At 44.7% G+C, this 16957-nt stretch carries 16 protein-coding genes and 1 tRNA gene; 9 read left to right on the top strand and 8 right to left on the bottom strand.

The annotated features are described in order from the left end of the window. Window positions 1-108: 108 nt before the first annotated feature. Entirely contained in the window at window positions 109-1050 is a 942-nt protein-coding gene (locus HYN49_RS05220; RefSeq protein WP_108903138.1) for a ribose-phosphate pyrophosphokinase, read from the bottom strand. A gap of 343 nt (window positions 1051-1393) precedes the next feature. Here HYN49_RS05220 and HYN49_RS05215 point away from each other — a divergent pair. From HYN49_RS05215 to HYN49_RS05205, 3 genes are all read left to right on the top strand, one after another. Continuing rightward, window positions 1394-1473, top strand: a tRNA-Leu gene (locus HYN49_RS05215). Window positions 1474-1763: 290 nt separating this feature from the next. After that, window positions 1764-2036 (top strand): hypothetical protein, encoded by a 273-nt coding sequence (locus HYN49_RS05210; protein WP_108903137.1) that lies wholly within the window; start codon window positions 1764-1766, stop codon window positions 2034-2036. Between the two features lie 76 nt (window positions 2037-2112). Next, window positions 2113-2580 (top strand): TlpA family protein disulfide reductase, encoded by a 468-nt coding sequence (locus tag HYN49_RS05205; protein ID WP_108903136.1) that lies wholly within the window; start codon window positions 2113-2115, stop codon window positions 2578-2580. A 41-nt stretch (window positions 2581-2621) separates the two neighbouring features. Here HYN49_RS05205 and HYN49_RS05200 read toward each other — a convergent pair whose 3' ends face one another. Together HYN49_RS05200 and HYN49_RS05195 are read right to left on the bottom strand one after the other, a co-directional pair. After that, window positions 2622-2951 (bottom strand): hypothetical protein, encoded by a 330-nt coding sequence (locus HYN49_RS05200; RefSeq protein WP_108903135.1) that lies wholly within the window; start codon window positions 2949-2951, stop codon window positions 2622-2624. 123 nt (window positions 2952-3074) lie between these two features. Next, window positions 3075-4073: a GntR family transcriptional regulator gene (locus HYN49_RS05195; protein ID WP_108903134.1), complete on the bottom strand. Its 999-nt coding sequence runs from the start codon at window positions 4071-4073 to the stop codon at window positions 3075-3077. Window positions 4074-4167: 94 nt separating this feature from the next. Between HYN49_RS05195 and HYN49_RS05190 the strand changes: the two genes are divergently transcribed. The 6 genes from HYN49_RS05190 to HYN49_RS05165 all read left to right on the top strand — a co-directional run bounded on the left by HYN49_RS05190 (window position 4168) and on the right by HYN49_RS05165 (window position 11399). Continuing rightward, window positions 4168-5211 (top strand): aldose epimerase family protein, encoded by a 1044-nt coding sequence (locus tag HYN49_RS05190; protein WP_108903133.1) that lies wholly within the window; start codon window positions 4168-4170, stop codon window positions 5209-5211. Further along, window positions 5208-6278 (top strand): glycoside hydrolase family 53 protein, encoded by a 1071-nt coding sequence (locus HYN49_RS05185; RefSeq protein ID WP_108903132.1) that lies wholly within the window; start codon window positions 5208-5210, stop codon window positions 6276-6278. Before HYN49_RS05190 ends, HYN49_RS05185 begins: the two co-directional genes overlap by 4 nt. A gap of 9 nt (window positions 6279-6287) precedes the next feature. Continuing rightward, window positions 6288-7457: a galactokinase gene (galK, locus tag HYN49_RS05180; protein WP_108903131.1), complete on the top strand. Its 1170-nt coding sequence runs from the start codon at window positions 6288-6290 to the stop codon at window positions 7455-7457. Between the two features lie 105 nt (window positions 7458-7562). Then, the gene (locus HYN49_RS05175; protein WP_108903130.1) at window positions 7563-8609 is read left to right on the top strand and encodes a UDP-glucose--hexose-1-phosphate uridylyltransferase; all 1047 of its coding nucleotides are present in this window, start codon (window positions 7563-7565) and stop codon (window positions 8607-8609) included. Window positions 8610-8634: 25 nt separating this feature from the next. Beyond that, the gene (locus HYN49_RS05170; protein WP_108903129.1) at window positions 8635-10320 is read left to right on the top strand and encodes a sodium/sugar symporter; all 1686 of its coding nucleotides are present in this window, start codon (window positions 8635-8637) and stop codon (window positions 10318-10320) included. Between the two features lie 35 nt (window positions 10321-10355). Then, window positions 10356-11399, top strand: coding sequence for a transglutaminase domain-containing protein (locus tag HYN49_RS05165; RefSeq protein WP_108903128.1), 1044 nt, complete (start codon window positions 10356-10358; stop codon window positions 11397-11399). Here HYN49_RS05165 and HYN49_RS05160 read toward each other — a convergent pair whose 3' ends face one another. The 5 genes from HYN49_RS05160 to HYN49_RS05140 form a co-directional block, all read right to left on the bottom strand. Continuing rightward, window positions 11400-11843 carry a LexA family protein gene (locus tag HYN49_RS05160; protein WP_108903127.1) on the bottom strand — a complete coding sequence of 148 codons (444 nt, stop codon included), beginning with the start codon at window positions 11841-11843 and terminating at the stop codon, window positions 11400-11402. Beyond that, complete coding sequence (locus tag HYN49_RS05155; protein WP_108903126.1) at window positions 11834-13105, bottom strand: Y-family DNA polymerase; 1272 nt, start codon at window positions 13103-13105, stop codon at window positions 11834-11836. Before HYN49_RS05155 ends, HYN49_RS05160 begins: the two co-directional genes overlap by 10 nt. A 205-nt stretch (window positions 13106-13310) precedes the next feature. Then, on the bottom strand, window positions 13311-13592 hold the full coding sequence (locus HYN49_RS05150) for a F0F1 ATP synthase subunit epsilon (RefSeq protein WP_108903125.1): 282 nt from the start codon (window positions 13590-13592) through the stop codon (window positions 13311-13313). 68 nt (window positions 13593-13660) lie between these two features. Next, entirely contained in the window at window positions 13661-15169 is a 1509-nt protein-coding gene (atpD, locus tag HYN49_RS05145) for a F0F1 ATP synthase subunit beta (RefSeq protein ID WP_108903124.1), read from the bottom strand. A 305-nt stretch (window positions 15170-15474) separates the two neighbouring features. Then, window positions 15475-16938: an SGNH/GDSL hydrolase family protein gene (locus tag HYN49_RS05140; RefSeq protein ID WP_108903123.1), complete on the bottom strand. Its 1464-nt coding sequence runs from the start codon at window positions 16936-16938 to the stop codon at window positions 15475-15477. Between the last annotated feature and the right edge of the window lie 19 nt (window positions 16939-16957).

The raw sequence follows: 16957 nt of genomic DNA, 5'->3' as shown, positions 1-16957 counted from the left end.
GGGCCGGGCTTTCCGTTTCAATCTTTTTGCCTTCAGGTTCTGTCTCAAAATCAATTCCAGGACAGGCAAAAAGGATTTCCACTGCAATCCCTGACGCGGTCTCTCCTCTTACATGAGGAATTTTCCACTAATCGAGTTGTTGTTCTGTACCATCTTCATCACATCTGCGAACAATGTGGCACAGCTTACAACCCTTATTTTTGGCGACTGCTTCTTCAACGGAATGGAATCCGTTACGATCAGTTCACTCAATTGTGATTTTTCAATCTTTTCATACGCATCACCCGATAAAATCGCGTGCGTGCAAATAGCCCTTACGCTCAATGCCCCTTTTTCAATCATCAGGTCAGCCGCTTTGGCTAAAGTCCCGCCGGTGTCGATCATGTCATCTACAAGGATCACGTTCCGGCCTCTCACTTCCCCGATGAGCTCCATCGTGTCAATCACATTAGCCGCTTTCCTTTGCTTGTAACAGATTACCACATCCGATTCCAGAAATTTCGAATAAGCATAAGCCCTTTTCGAACCACCCATATCAGGCGACGCAATCGTCAGGTTTTCCAGGTTCAGGCTTCTTACATAAGGTAAAAAGATTGTCGAGGCAAACAGGTGATCCACCGGTTTTTCGAAAAATCCCTGGATCTGGTCTGCATGCAAATCCATCGTCATCACCCTCGTGGCACCGGCTGCATCCAAAAGATTAGCCACTAATTTCGCCCCTATCGGAACGCGTGGTTTGTCTTTCCTGTCCTGTCTCGCCCAACCGAAATACGGTATTACTGCGGTGACATGCCTTGCCGAGGCTCTTTTTGCAGCATCGATCATGAGCAGCAATTCCATCAGGTTGTCCGCACTTGGAAAAGTCGAACAAACGATGAACACGCGCAATCCCCTGATAGATTCTTCATACGAAGGCTGGAATTCCCCATCACTATATTTAGAGAACGTAACTTTCCCCAGCGGCACTCCATATTTCTCGGCGATAATCTCGGCGAGATAAGTGCTTTGTGAACACGCAAAAATCTTTGCTTCCGGTTCCTGGTGTGGCATTGTATTCAGGTTTTTTTATCCGGTGTATTTTTATACTATTCAACCTTGTTATTTTCCAAAGTCAAATGACATATAAATCCCTCGAATGTAGTTAGTTAGTTGTGTGTCGCGTTAACGAGCTGCAAATTTAGAAATAAATCGGAGTAAAAAAGCATATTTTTCAGTAATTTTTGCTTGTGAGAAAGAATATTTTTTACATTTGCACCGTGTTAGAAAAACAGCAATCTATTTTTTACTGTTTTTTGCGTACATATCGATTGGTTCGATATTGTCTCTCAAGCCCGGATGATAAATTTTACCATTATTTTTTCTAAAAATAATTATCATCCATAAAGGCACATTCGCCCGGATGGCGGAATTGGTAGACGCGCTGGTCTCAAACACCTGTGGGAAACCGTGCCGGTTCGACTCCGGCTCCGGGTACAAAGCTCTTCTGAAAAGAAGGGCTTTTTCTTTTAGGAGCAGCGTCAAACTTTTTTTGTTTGACCGGCTCCGGGCACAAAGCTCTTCTGAAAAGAAGGGCTTTTTTTATGTCTTTAAGTTATCCATGAAACTAATCCTCATTTTGTTTTATTTTGTGTCGCACAAATTCAACTAAAGTTAATTTTTTAATGTTAAATAATTTTAAATGCGATTTTATTTGTTTTATTAATTCGCTATTTGTAACTTCATCATCCCAAATCTTCTCAATTATTAACACAAAAATGTTTACCATGAAAAAAATTTTACTTGGATGTATGATCAGCGGAATGATGATCGCATCAGCAATTTATGCACAGGAATGTGACGGTACAGGCTGGAGGTACACTGACACAACTTACACTAACAATTGCAGCAGCATTAATCTTGGCCTTGTGAAAATATGGTCCGGCTCCATCAAAGCCACAAGCCATTTTCGAAAAGATGCTACCGGCGAAACCTGCCAATCGACCAATGAATATCAATGCGGGACTCACGGAGACTGGGAATGGTTCTGGGAAAATTAACACTTGAATTCATTGCCATTAAACGGTTGAAGCTACTCTGGGATGGTTTCAACCGTTTTATTTTAAAAAACTTCAAATGAAAAAAATCGTCATTGGCATCGCCCTGGCAATCCTTGCCTATCTCGCCATCCACATTATTTTATTCAATATCGGCGGTAGCAGTATCCCCGAGTTCAAATATTACAGTTTTACAGGAAAAGCCACCGGGAAAGAAATCCTTGCCGAAAATAAAAAAACCATATTCCTTTATGCTTTACCGGATTGCGACATTTGTACCGCAGAAATAGATAAACTAAACAACTTGCGAAAAAACACCGACTTTAACCTCGTTATAGTCCTTCCGCTAAACAGCAATTTCAATTATGCACAAAGCCACTTTTCAACAAAGTCCCTGCGTAAGAATGATGCAATATTGATTGACATGCAAAACACTTTCCTGAAAGACTTTGGATTGGGAATTGTAGCAATATACCCCACCCTGGTGCTTTATGATGAAAACAGGCACTTCGTTGCTAAATACGGCCACACTCCTGACAAAATATAAAAAAACCCGCTACATGCGGGTTTCAGATTTTAATTGAGGGGTTACTTTTTAGCAACTTTTTCATTCAGCAACTCTCCCTTGGCATCAAATTCGAGTATCGACAATTTCCCTTCCATAGCAACGCCTACTTCATAAACCGTTTCGCCTGAAGCAGCCTTATGTTTGGAAACATAAGTCACTCCTTTTGACGGAAAATTTTCTTTGATATACTGCCTGGCATCTTTCGGTAAGTTGGCCATTTTTATGGGTTCCATCTTAGCGGACTTTAATTCCGGGCTTAAAGGCGAAGAATCGCCTGTTCCCGCATGAGCTGTATTGCCATAAAAAGCAACACCCGCAATCATCATCATTGTTGCAACAAGATTTTTCATGACTTCTAATATTTATGTTATCTTCCGTGAACTGTAACGTAAAATTAGAGGTGCTGTTTATCAATATGTTATGATTTAAAAAAGTAAAATTTCAAGATTCCCTCAGAAAGAAATCTTAAAAAATTAAAGAGAGTTTCGCATGATCAAAGCGCTTTGATTCTCAATTTGTTTTTTGCTGTTCTCAATGACCATTCCCGCCATAATTTTCCCCATGGCATTAAAATCTGTCGAGATGGTGGTAATGCCGTTGGCCACGATTTTCTTCAAAGGGGTTTCGTTATAGGAAATAATCCCAAAATCTGTTCCCAAAACCAGTTCCTGGCTGTTCGATTGCTCAATCACCCTGACAAGGTCGCGATCATTTGGAATAATATAGACTTCGCCTTTCGTTATATTGCGCTGGTCAAATTCAGGAATGACTTCAAAATCCAGGTTAAAATGGGTGCAGAATTTCACGAAACCTTCTTTCATTCCCATTGGCTCACGGAAACCAGGAAAGATCATAATCATCTTATCATATGCCTGCAACCTTGATCTGCCTTCAAGCAACGCGTCATAAATGTCCTTTACAAAATTTTGATGCACTGAAGGAAACGAATCCAGATCGGCATTGGTTTGATCCAAAATAAACACCTCGTCAACCGGTAGGGTTTTTATCGCTTCCGCAGCCGATGGAAGGTTTGTCGGCATGATGACATACTTCGTATAATTCCCATTGCTGTCGTCAATAAGCTTCCGGAATACATTACTATTGAAATGATGGAAGAAAATATCAACACGCGCATTCCCCCCGATATTCGCCATAAATGAATTGTATAAATCCTCCTTGAAGCTGTTCAATTCATCAAAAAGCAGGAAAATTTTTTGCTCAATGGCCACTTCCGTACTTTTTACATAATAGCCTTTTCCGGGGATGGCAAAAACGATTCCGCGTTTTTTAAGCTCCTCATAGGCAAGTAAAACAGTATCGCGCGACAATGAAAATTCCATGCTGATCTTATTCACCGAAGGCAATTTCACGCCACGCTGCAACCGGGATTCCTCAATGGCTTTTTCTATCGAGCCTATGATCTGGCGGTATTTTGGAATACCAAGATTGCTTTGTATCGTTATGATTTTCATGAAAAAAATTTGTCAAATATACTAAACTGGTAGGTACTGGTGTGGTCAGGAGATTTGTTTTTTTAATTTTGATTCTGTTTTTGATAAAAAAGTGATGAAAATAAAACACATACCACATTTTAACACCCGTATAAATGCAGATTTTTTTGGTTTTGATGAAAACCGGAATGAATCTTTCATTTATAAAATTTCGAACAAAAACGGAATGACCCTTTGTGCGACCGACTACGGCGCGACCGTCACTTCACTCCAAATCCCCAATCTGGATGGCAATTTCACCGATGTCGTTTTGGGATTTGACACCCTTAAGGATTATATTGATTCGTTCCGCCTGCCAAGTGCGCCCTATTTCGGCGCTACGGTTGGGCGCTATGCCGGACGTATTGGGAACGCGGAGTTCGTTTTAAACGGCCAAAAAATCAACCTCAATAAAAACAATGGCAATAACGCACTGCATGGCGGACATGTCGGTTTCAGCCAAAAAATCTGGCATTGTACCCCGCATAAAAACCGCCTCACTTTTACTTATACAAGCACGGATGGTGAGGAAAATTATCCCGGCACCCTGCACGTCACGCTGACTTATTCCCTCACTGACGACAATCAGTTTATGGTAGAATATTCCGCCTCCGCAGATGACGATACAGCCATCAACCTCACGCATCACAGTTATTTCAACCTCGATGGCCACACAGAGTCGGTTGTGGAACAGCAATTGCAGGTCCATTCCGACCAGTACCTTGAAACCGATTCCGGAAACGTCCCTACCGGTAATTTCCTCTCCGTCGGAAATACGGATTTCGATTTCAGGACTGCAAAAAATTGTCCCCAAAGCATCGACAATACTTTTGCCATCGATGGGAAAAGCATGGCTGCAACGCTCTTCAGCAAAAAAAACGGCCTGAAAATGGAAGTTTACACCAATCAGCCAGGCTTGCACATTTACGTCGGCGGAAATTGCTTCAGCCAGATCAACGGCAAAGAGCATGCCGCATACCATCCGCTAAGCGGCATTTGTTTTGAAACCCAGAATTATCCTGATGCCCCGAACCACATTAAATTCCCGAATGCCATTTTAAAAAAAGGAGAAATCTATCATCATAAAACAGTATATCATTTTAAAAAACATACCACATGAAGCCTAAAGCCCTATTCCTTTTTTTAATTATTGCCGTTTTCAGTTCCTGTTCAGGCGATGATAAAAAAACCGGAGGAAACCCGGTTACCGAAGAATTCATCCGCGCAGCAGACCTGTCTACTTTACCGGAAGCGGAAAGCGCCGGTGCGGCTTACAAAAACAATCTGCAAACCGAGGATGCGATCACCACATTGAAAAATGCCGGCTGTAATACCATCCGGATACGCCTTTGGAAAGATCCCGCCACATCCCATTCGGGTTTGGCTGAAGTAAAAGCGCTTGCGACACGCGTAAAAAATGCCGGAATGAAGGTCTGGCTTACCGTCCATTATTCTGATACGTGGGCCGATCCTGGAAACCAGACTACCCCCACGGCCTGGCAAGCCCTTTCTTTCGCCGATTTGAAAAATGCCATTTCCGCTTACACCTCCACCATCCTAAGCGAAATCCATCCCGACATTTTCCAGATCGGGAATGAAACCAACGACGGATTCCTCTGGCCTAAAGGAAAGATCACCACGAACGAAGCACAATACCTGCAACTGGTTACTGCCGCAAGCGCTACGATCAGGAGTGAAGCGCCCGGCACAAAAATCATGCTGCATTTTGCAGGAATGACCGGCTCTGATTGGTTTTTCAATAAAGTCGCGGCAATCGACTATGACTACATCGGACTGTCATATTACCCCGTTTGGCATGGCAAGAGCCTGACCGACGTAAAAAACACCATAGAATCCTTAGGCACGACCTATAATAAAAAAGTCATTATAGCCGAAACCGCTTATCCGTTTACCTTACAATGGGCGGACTGGACCAACAATATTGTAGGATTGGAAAACCAGTTGATTCCCGGATTTCCCGCAACGTCAGCCGGACAGAAAGATTTTCTTAACGCGTTAAAAAGCAGTGTAAAGTCCACGTCGAAAGGATTCGGCTTTGCTTATTGGGGCGGCGAATGGCTCTCATTCCGCGGCCCGGAAGCAACCAACGGCTCTACTTTCGAAAACCAGGCGCTTTGGGATTTCAACCACAACGCCTTGCCTGTGATGGCTGTTTTTGCAGAATAATTGAAAACCATGAAGAAAAAACTCATCCGTAATACGACAGCAGGATTTGAAAAGGAATTCGGCAGCATGCCGAAGCACATTTTTTTGTCACCTGGCCGGATCAACATCATTGGGGAACACGTCGATTACAACCACGGTTTCGTATTGCCCGCCGCCATCAATAAATACATTTGTTTTGCCGTTTCCGAAAGCGATTCAGACGACTGTACTTTAGTCGCTTTAGACCTGAATGAAAAATTCCGTTTCAGCCTTCAAAACCCTGTTGTGCCGGCAGCTGCGATGTGGCCGAATTACATCCTGGGCGTATTGCATCAACTCCTTGAAATGCAGTTTCCGGTAAGAGGATTTAACATTGCTTTCAGCAGTACGATTCCCATGGGGGCCGGACTTTCCTCTTCTGCAGCGGTCGAATGCGGCTTTGGCTTTGCGATGGACAGCATCTTTTCACTTGGCCTATCTAAAGAACGTATCGCCCTGATCGGGCAAAAAGCAGAACACACTTTTGCCGGTGTCCATTGTGGCATTATGGACCAGTTTGCAAGTGTTTTCGGCAAGAAACGAAAAGTCATCAAACTCGATTGCGACAGCCTTGAATACGAATACCATAATGCCGATTTTAAAAATTACGCCTTACTTTTACTCGACAGTAAAGTCAAGCACACACACCTCACATCGGGTTATAATGACCGACGACGTGAGACTGAGCAAGGCTTGGCGCTGGTAAAAAAACAGTTCCCCGAAGTCCGTACATTCCGCGATTGTACCGAAACACAATTGCTCGAACTGCGCTCTGAACTCGGCGAAATCAATTTCCGCCGTTGCCATTTTGTTGTCACCGAAATACGGCGCGTACTTGAAGCTGTTGATGCTTTGGAACAGGCAGATTTTGCAAGGCTCGGAAGGCTAATGTCAGAAACGCACCACGGCCTTTCCAAAGAATATGAAGTGAGCTGCCCCGAAATCGATTTCCTGGTAGAAAGCGTTTCTTCAGAACAAACCGTTCTCGGCGCCCGCATGATGGGCGGCGGCTTTGGCGGTTGCGCGATTTGCCTGGTGCAGAAAGGCAGTGAAGAGGGAATTATTGAACGAACAACTAAAGCGTATCAGGAACAGTTCGGGATCGCGCTTCAGGCGTATAAGATTAAGATTTCAAAAGGAACATCAGTTTATAAAAAATAATTTGGGCGTGTCCCTGCGGGCCGGGCTGTCCGCTATAGTCCTCGTCTCGTTGAAAAAACGAGACTCCGGGCTGCCGCTGCCATCCCTCACGCAAATCCTCGTAATATGAAGACATTCGACAGAAATGAACATCCGCACCGCCGTTACAACCCGCTCACAGGCGAGTGGATACTGGTTTCCCCACACCGTTCCAAACGACCCTGGCAGGGCCAGAAAGAATCGGTGACGGACAGCAGCCTGCCACAATATGACGCAACATGTTATTTGTGCCCGGGCAATTCGCGCTCCAACGGCGAGCGGAATGAAGATTACCAGGACGTTTACGTTTTCGACAATGATTTCCCGGCATTGCTCAACGACGACATTGCTACCGACATCAATACCGATCCGCTTTTCCGGTTCCAGCCGGAGCGCGGAATCAACCGTGTCGTGTGCTTTTCGCCGGCACACAACCTTACGATTCCGGAAATGGAAGTGAGCGCCATTGAGAAGATCATCGACCTCTGGACGCAGCAATATCTTGATTTAGGCAATCGCGATTTCATCAACCATGTGCAGATTTTCGAGAACAAAGGCGCGGTGATGGGCTGCAGCAATCCGCACCCGCATGGCCAGATCTGGGCGCAATCGTCTTTGCCTACAGCAATCGAAAAAACCCAGAAACAGCTTGAGAAATATTACCAGAAAAATAAAACCAGCCTTTTAAAGGATTATCTTGAACAGGAACTGAAACTCGGTGAACGCATCGTGATTGAGAATGCGCATTTTGTCGCATTGGTACCATTTTGGGCAACGTGGCCTTATGAAACGATGATCATCAGCAAGCGGCATTTCGGAAGTTTGATTTCGATGAGCAACGACGAAAAACGCGCTTACGCAGCAATCATGAAAGGCATTACAGTAAAATACGACAACCTCTTCGAAACTTCCTTCCCGTATTCCTCAGGAATTCATCAGGCACCGACAGATAAGGCCGCACATCCGGAATGGCATTTCCATATGCATTTTTATCCGCCGTTATTACGGTCGGCGAGCGTGAAGAAATTTATGGTCGGTTATGAAATGCTGGGCGAGGCGCAGCGTGACATTACCCCGGAAAAAAGCGCTGAAATCCTGAGGCAGCTCCCGGATATCCATTACAAAAAACGTTAACTTTCCCTCATTAAAACCATTGCTTATGAGCACACTATCTACCGCCGACTATATTGTTTTCTTTTGTTATTTCATCCTGATTGTCGGTTACGGCATTTGGATTTATCGTAAAAAAAGAAAAGAGGAAACGTCAAGCAAGGATTATTTCCTTGCCGAAGGATCGCTGACGTGGTGGGCGATTGGTGCATCACTGATTGCGAGTAACATCAGCGCGGAGCAATTCATCGGGATGAGCGGCAGCGGGTTCAAGATTGGTTTGGCGATTGCGACTTATGAATGGATGGCCGCCATTACATTGATTATTGTCGCAATATTTTTCATTCCCGTTTATCTGAAGAACAAGATTTTTACGATGCCGCAATTCCTGAGTCAGCGTTATAATGGCACGGTAGCGATGATTATGGCGGTATTCTGGCTGTTGCTTTATGTAGTAGTCAACCTGATGTCGATTTTATATTTAGGGGCATTGGCCATCCACGGTATTTCGGGGCTGGACATTCATCTTTGTATCGGGCTATTATCTTTATTTGCTATTTTCATCACGCTGGGCGGCATGAAAGTCATTGGCTACACTGATGTAATCCAGGTATTTTTCCTGATCCTGGGCGGATTGGTCGCCACTTATATCGCATTGGATCTTGTGGCGGATAAATTCGGCGAGCCGGGTGTGCTGAACGGATTTAAGTTATTGACGACCAAAGCAAACGATCATTTCCATATGATTTTCGATAAATCGAATGCCAATTATATGGACCTGCCAGGCATTTCAGTATTGATAGGCGGTATGCTGATTGTAAACCTGAATTACTGGGGCTGCAACCAATATATCACGCAACGTGCCTTGGGTGCCGACCTGAAGACGGCACGTGCCGGAATCCTGTTCAGTGCATTCCTGAAACTATTGATGCCTTTAATCGTGGTCATCCCGGGAATTGCGGCTTATGTATTGTACCAACAAGGCATGTTCCAGACGGAATTGCTCGATTCAAAGGGCATTGTCGACGTAAATAAAGCCTATCCAACCTTGCTGAATCTTTTGCCAACCGGATTAAAAGGCGTGGCATTTGCAGCGCTGACGGCAGCAATCGTCGCTTCGCTTGCTGGAAAAGCCAATAGTATCGCTACCATTTTCTCCCTTGATATTTATAAGAAAGCCATCAACAAAGAGGCTGAAGATAAAAAAGTCGTGCGTGTCGGGAAAATCACCGTGGTGGTTTCAATGCTGATGGCGATATTGCTCGCGTTGGTCATCGGTGAAAAACTGATGGGTGAAGGCAAACAAGGGTTCCAGTATATTCAGGAGTACACAGGATTTGTAAGTCCGGGTGTATTTGCGATGTTCTTATTGGGTTTCTTTTGGAAAAAAACCACCTCAAATGCGGCGCTGTTTTCAATGATTGGAGGTTTCATATTGTCGATCGTGTTGAAGTTCCTGCCGGGCTTTGTGGACCTGTCGTTCCTTTATGATTCAGGCTGGGCCGTACCGAACAGTACCGGTGTTTATGAAATTCCGTTCATTGACCGTATGGGTATCGTATTCGCGGTTTGTATCATCGGCATGTACCTCATCAGCAAATTGGAAACCCGAAACGGTTTACAGCCGAACGGACTCGAAGTGGACGCTTCGATGTTCAAAACCAATGCCGGATTTACAGTAGGCGCTATTATCGTTTGTGCTATTACGGCGGCGTTGTATATGCTTTTCTGGTAAAGGTTTATTGCTTAGTTTTGGCAAAAAGGATTTCTATGAAATATCGTTTTGCCGTCCTCTTCATTTTATTTTCAGGAATGGTCTTTTCGCAGGAAAAGATGGTTTTCACGAAGGTGGACAGCATGGCAAAAATGGTAAAATACCGAAGCGATATCAAGCAGCTTTCTTACGAACTTACAAAAAATTATACCAGCCAGACGGACAAAGCACGTGCTATTTTCATTTGGATTACAGACAATATTGCGTATGATTACCATGGGTATAACAACCGCAAGCCGGCGAAATCTTTTAAATGTAAGGATGCTGATGACTGTAAAGCCAGGCTGGCAAAGCAACAGCAGGAGTATATTAATAAAGTCATCCGGAAAAAGAAAGGCATTTGCGAAGGCTATGCGCGTTTATTCCAGATGATGTGTGGATACAGCGGTATTGAATGTTCCGTCGTTTCAGGATATACCAAAGACCACCCTTCGCAGATTGGCAGGATGGGCCCTTTAGACCATGCCTGGAACTATATGATTGCTGATGGGAAACCGTATTGGCTTGATGTCACGTGGGCAGCAGGCGGATGTACGCGGAATGACAAAACAGGCAAACTGAAGAAATTCGTAAAACGTTTCAATGACTATTATTGGCTGACACCGGTGGAAAGATTTTCGCGGAATCATTTCCCAAAAGATACTACATTACTTGCATCGACATCGATTACGAAAAAGCAGTATAAGGATGCACCTTATATTCCCGGAAACAAATTGGAATACATTGAAGTTATCAAACCTGACAGTGGCATCCTAGCCGTTCGTTTAGGCGATACAATCCGGTTCAGTATCCGTAACAGCGCCGTTAACAGAACAAAAAAGATTCAGATAAACACCAATGTCCGGCACAAACCCCTCTCACGCAAAGAGGCAGGAGACGAATATGATGAAATCGGGAAGAAGCAACTGACCATCCCTTTTGAAAGGCAAGAAGACACCTACTATTTCACGTATGCAGCTGATGACGTGAAAGCCAGGCATCTCGACATCCTTTTCAACGGCGGTGTTGTGGCGCGTTTCAAGATCAGGGTAAGCGAGTAATCAAAGCTTTTTGACCACATAAGTGACCACACCCCAAATCACAAACTGCTGTTCTTCCTTCACCTGGATTTCAGGATAACTGTCGTTTTCCGGCATTAGGAATACCCCTTCCTTTTTGAGCTTGATCCTTTTTACGGTGAAATCCCCATCGATAAAACAGACGGCTATATGGTTGTCTGCAGGCATGATGCTTTTGTCGATCACCAGAATATCCTGGTCTGCAATCCCGGCATTAATCATCGAATTGCCGCTGACACGCGCGTAGAAAGTCGTTTTCGGGTTTTTGACCAATATGTCATTCATGTCGACTTTGGCTTCCATAAAATCCATTGCAGGTGATGGGAAACCGGCGGAAATACCCGTTTCAGAAAAAGGCAATTCCTGTTTGTCCGAAGTGGAAGGAATAAAAAATTCGAGTGGCTTTTGTGGTTTCTCTAATGACATTTCACAACCATCAGTTCGTTAATACTTGTTGTATACCTTGGAGAACGGAGTTCCTGCTTCATGTTCCACGTCTTTTCATCCTGTGATGCCAGCCGTACCTTGCGTTCGCCAATCTTCTTATTCAGGGAATCCATTGCCTTCATAATGGACAGGTGGCGCGGGTCTTCCTCTTCAAATAAGTTGAACTGCTTTTCATCTTCCCGGATCATTTGTGTCACGATGACACCGGCTTTGTGGAAACGGTGTCCGTGGTGTTTTTCGTAAATCTTTTCGAGTAAATCCAAAGCTATATTGGTTATCGTAAGGGTAGAATTTGTTGCAAAAGCTAGTGTTGACGCTTCCTGGTAATACATTTTTGAATGGGCCGTTTTATGCTCCAAAGTGCCAAGCAATACGATTACCGTATAACAGCAGGATTCCTGTTTGCGTAACTTTTCAGCGCAGACGGCGGCAAAAGTAGCTACCCTTTCGCGCAAAGGTTCCAGGTCAGTCAGTTTCTTTGGAAAGCTCCTGGTGATGGCGATGCTTCTTTTTTTGACATCCTCTTTTTCGAGTTCCAACACGGATTCGCCTAACAATTCCTTACGCAGCCGCAGGCCGACGACACCCATTTGGCTTTTGATCCAGGCTTCGTGCATCACATCAGTAAAATCGTAAGCGGTTTTGATGTTGCGGGCTACCATCTTTTTCTTCATGCGGTAACCAATGCCCCAGACGGATTCGATGGCGGTCCATTTGAGTGCCTTGATGCGTTTTTTTTCGGAATCGATTACGTGGACGCCTTGTGTCTGATCGGGGAATTTACGCGCAATCTTATTGGCAACTTTAGACAAAGCCTTTGTTGGAGCAATGCCTACGCAGACGGGAATGCTTAAGCCGCGACGGATTTTACTTTTCATCTGCAGGCCATAATCGTGAAAATCGGCTACCTTCACCTTATCAAAATTCAGGAAGGCTTCATCGATGCTGTACACTTCGACGTCGGGTGTGAATTCGCGCAGGATGTCCATGACGCGCTCGCTAAGGTCACCATATAGTGGATAATTCGATGAAAATACGTTGATGCCTTTTTCCTTTAGTTCATCACGCACCTTGAATTCGGGCGCACCCATCGCGATGCCGAGTGCTTTGGCCTCATCACTACGCGAAATGATACAGCCATCGTTGTTAGACAAAACCACGATGGGCTTGCCTTCCAGGTCCGGACGGAACAGGCGCTCGCAGGAAGCGTAGAAGTTGTTGCAATCGACTAAGGCGTACATGTTGTAAAATTACGGAATAAGAACGGAGGGATCACGTTAATTTTACAGATCCGTAAATTGGAATGAGATGCCCTAGCCCGAAGGCAGCGGCATCCCATTATTTTGCTGCCAAAAATAAAAAGATATAGCGGACAGCGGGATTGAGCTCCTGAAAAACAAAAAAGCCTGACATCTGCCAGGCCTTTCACATTTATTTTAGATTGGCTTAATCGGCCAATACAATCACTTTGTTGTCATTCATTTCGATCGTGCCGGAGTTAATCGGCAACAGATAGGTGTTGTTGTCTACCTTTACGAAACGATCTGCGACTTCTTTTCCAATGTTGAAGCTGTTTGCTACAATCTTCACATCACCTGCCTTCAGGATTGAAACAATTGGCGCGTGGTGATTCAGGATCTGGAAAGAACCGTCAACACCCGGCAGTGTAACCGATGTAACTTCACCTTTGAAAAGGGAGGCTTCTGGAGAAACTATTTCTAATATCATATCTTTTAGTTTACAGTCTCAGTCTCAGTCTCAGTACTGTCTACTGCGACTGCCTACTGAATACTGGATTACGCTTCAGCGAGCATTTTCTGTCCAGCCTCGATAGCATCCTCAATAGTCCCTTTCAGGTTGAAGGCTGCTTCAGGAAGGTGATCCAGTTCTCCGTCAATGATCATGTTGAAACCTTTGATGGTATCTTTGATATCAACTAAAACCCCTGGGATACCTGTAAACTGCTCTGCTACGTGGAACGGCTGAGAAAGGAAACGTTGTACACGACGTGCGCGTGATACAGACAATTTATCTTCTTCTGAAAGCTCTTCCATACCAAGGATCGCGATGATATCCTGTAGTTGCTTGTACTTCTGAAGGATCTCTTTTACACGTTGTGCGCAATCGTAGTGCTCATCACCAAGGATGTGCGGGGTAAGAATCCTTGAAGTAGAATCCAGTGGGTCAACAGCAGGATAAATACCAAGCTCAGCAATCTTACGTGACAATACGGTTGTGGCATCAAGGTGGGCAAATGTTGTTGCCGGTGCAGGGTCAGTCAAGTCATCCGCAGGAACATAAACCGCCTGTACAGATGTGATCGAACCTTTATTTGTAGAGGTGATACGCTCCTGCATCGCACCCATTTCAGTGGCCAATGTTGGCTGATAGCCTACCGCAGATGGCATACGTCCAAGAAGTGCGGATACCTCAGAACCTGCCTGTGTAAAACGGAAGATGTTGTCTACGAAGAAAAGTACGTCTTTACCTTGGTCAGAACCGGCTCCGTCACGGAAATATTCAGCGATAGAAAGACCTGACAAGGCAACACGCGCACGTGCTCCAGGCGGCTCATTCATCTGTCCGAATACGAAAGTCGCTTTAGAATCACGCATACCGGCTTTGTCCACTTTAGACAAATCCCATCCGCCTTCTTCCATAGAGTGCATGAAAGCCTCTCCGTATTTGATGATGCCTGACTCAAGCATTTCGCGCAAAAGGTCATTTCCTTCACGGGTCCTTTCTCCTACTCCTGCGAATACGGAAAGACCACCGTGACCTTTTGCAATATTGTTGATCAACTCCTGGATCAATACGGTCTTACCTACACCGGCACCACCGAAGAGACCAATCTTACCACCTTTTGCATAAGGCTCGATAAGGTCGATTACTTTGATACCTGTAAAAAGTACTTCCGTAGAAGTTGATAATTCGTCGAATCTTGGGGCCTGACGGTGAATAGACATTCCGTTAGCACCTGCTTTTGGCAAATCGCCCAAACCGTCGATAGCATCTCCGATTACGTTGAACAAACGTCCGTAAACATCCGGACCGATTGGCATCTGGATTGGAGCTCCGGTACCAACCACTTCAGCACCACGGGCCAAACCGTCAGTAGAGTCCATCGAAATGGTACGCACTACGTTTTCACCAATGTGTGATTGTACCTCAAGTACTAACAGCGTACCGTCTTTTTTAGTGATTTCCAATGAATCATAGATTTTTGGAAGCTCAACATCTCCGCTGAACACCACGTCCACTACCGGACCGATAATTTGCGCAACTTTTCCTATTACTTTTGACATTGCTTATGTATTTATTAAATAGCTATTTAGGTTCGGGAATCAACAGGCAAAAAACACCTCTTTTTTCCGAGTGCAAAGATAATTTTTAAAATGTAAAATCAATAATTTTTCGATAAAAAAATATTGGGTTTTTGCAGGATTATCCGAGATGGCTTATTTATGCTGAGGATTGGATTATAAGACCGCTGCGCTTTAAGGTTATAAGACTAAGTTCAATTTAAAATCTTACAGTCTTAAAATCTCACAGTCCATAAAAAAACCATCCCCCGAAAGAGATGGTTTCCTATCAATATTCTGCTTAGTTACTATTGAAAAGCCTGCGGGTACAAAATCCTGTAATCTCCAAGGTTTACGCCCGGCATATTCGAGCCGTATTTTGCATTGATGGCATCCACAAACATGTTTGAGATAAAGGCATACCCTCTTGGGCTTGGATGGATTCCGTCAAGCGAAAAAGTACCACCTGTCACATATGCAGAAGTTAATGTAAAGCCGTCCTTTACAATACCGCCATTGGAAAGTTGTGCAAGGATTGCTTTGGTATCCACTAAAGCAAGGCCCTTGTCATTTGCAACTGCTTCGATTGTCGCATTGTAAGCATCCGTGGCTGTTTTCACTTCGGCTACTTCATCTTTCGAAAGCACCCAATTGTCAGCCAATGGGACTGAAACGCCGTTTACCTGCAAAGGATTTCCATTGACCTGGGTTCCGATGAAAGCCCTTGCCGGAAGCACGATGAAATCTTCTGAAGTGGCCTGACGGTATGAAGGAATTCCGAAAGCCGTAAGGTTGGTCAGGTAACTGTCAGTCATGACAACGGCATTTCCGGCACCGGCATGGAACGCAATGGTCCTGCGGTCGGCTTCATCCTGGCTGATCAGGCCCTGTGATTTTGCAAATTGGATTCCTGCATTATATTGCCCGAAACCATTCGCACTGTTAAGCAATGCAGCCGTATTGGCGTCAAGCGGCACAGGATTGTATGGGATTGTCGTGAAAAACGGCAACGCATTGATGTAAGGCAGGTTGGCCACGACACCTTTGGCTCCATTCTCGGTCAGTTTCGCTACGATCTGGGAATATGTCGCAGCAAAAACATTAGGATCGGTAATATCCGAATTGCCATAAGTGGCAGGGTTCAGGTTTCCGGTCTGGTTTACACCGCTGCCCCCTGACGTAGCATAAGCCAACACGTCATTCCCGCCAATCCACAGCGAAAAGAAAGTTGGTGATTGTACCAAAGCATCGCCCAGCACTGAGGCATCGGCTGCGGAAGCGAATCTTTTAAAATAAGGATTGGCGGCACCATAACCGGCGGCCAGCAAATGAAAGCTCTTTGCGCCCGGGACGCCTAAATTATTAATCGGACCAGCAACCTGTGCCGTGATGTCGGTTCCGGAAATTCCGGCTACATTCATCGGCGTGCTGGTGGCTGTATTGAAATACAGGCGTGTCGGGAATTGCGGAATCTGCATGCCGCCTACAGAAAATCCACCTAAATCATCGGCCATGAACGGAGAGTTGAAAGTACCTCCGCCTGCTAAAGCAAATTGTTGTGAAAGGATGTTCGGATATGAGTTTTCCTGACCAGCCTTAAACAATGCATTATCGCTGTAACCTGCCGCGAAGGAATCGCCAAGTGCCACATATTTTGAAAAATCAGCGGAACCCGAAGTGATTACTACAGCCTCTTCCCCATTGTCGTCATCACTGCTGCACGCTGTAATACTCAGTGAGAGTAAAAACAGCCATTTAAAATTTTTTATCATATTCAGTATATTTTTATTT

The organism is Flavobacterium pallidum (assembly GCF_003097535.1).
GTDB classification, from domain to species: domain Bacteria; phylum Bacteroidota; class Bacteroidia; order Flavobacteriales; family Flavobacteriaceae; genus Flavobacterium; species Flavobacterium pallidum.
Note: the sequence above shows the minus strand (reverse complement) of the source record. Positions and strands in the feature narration are given on the sequence as shown.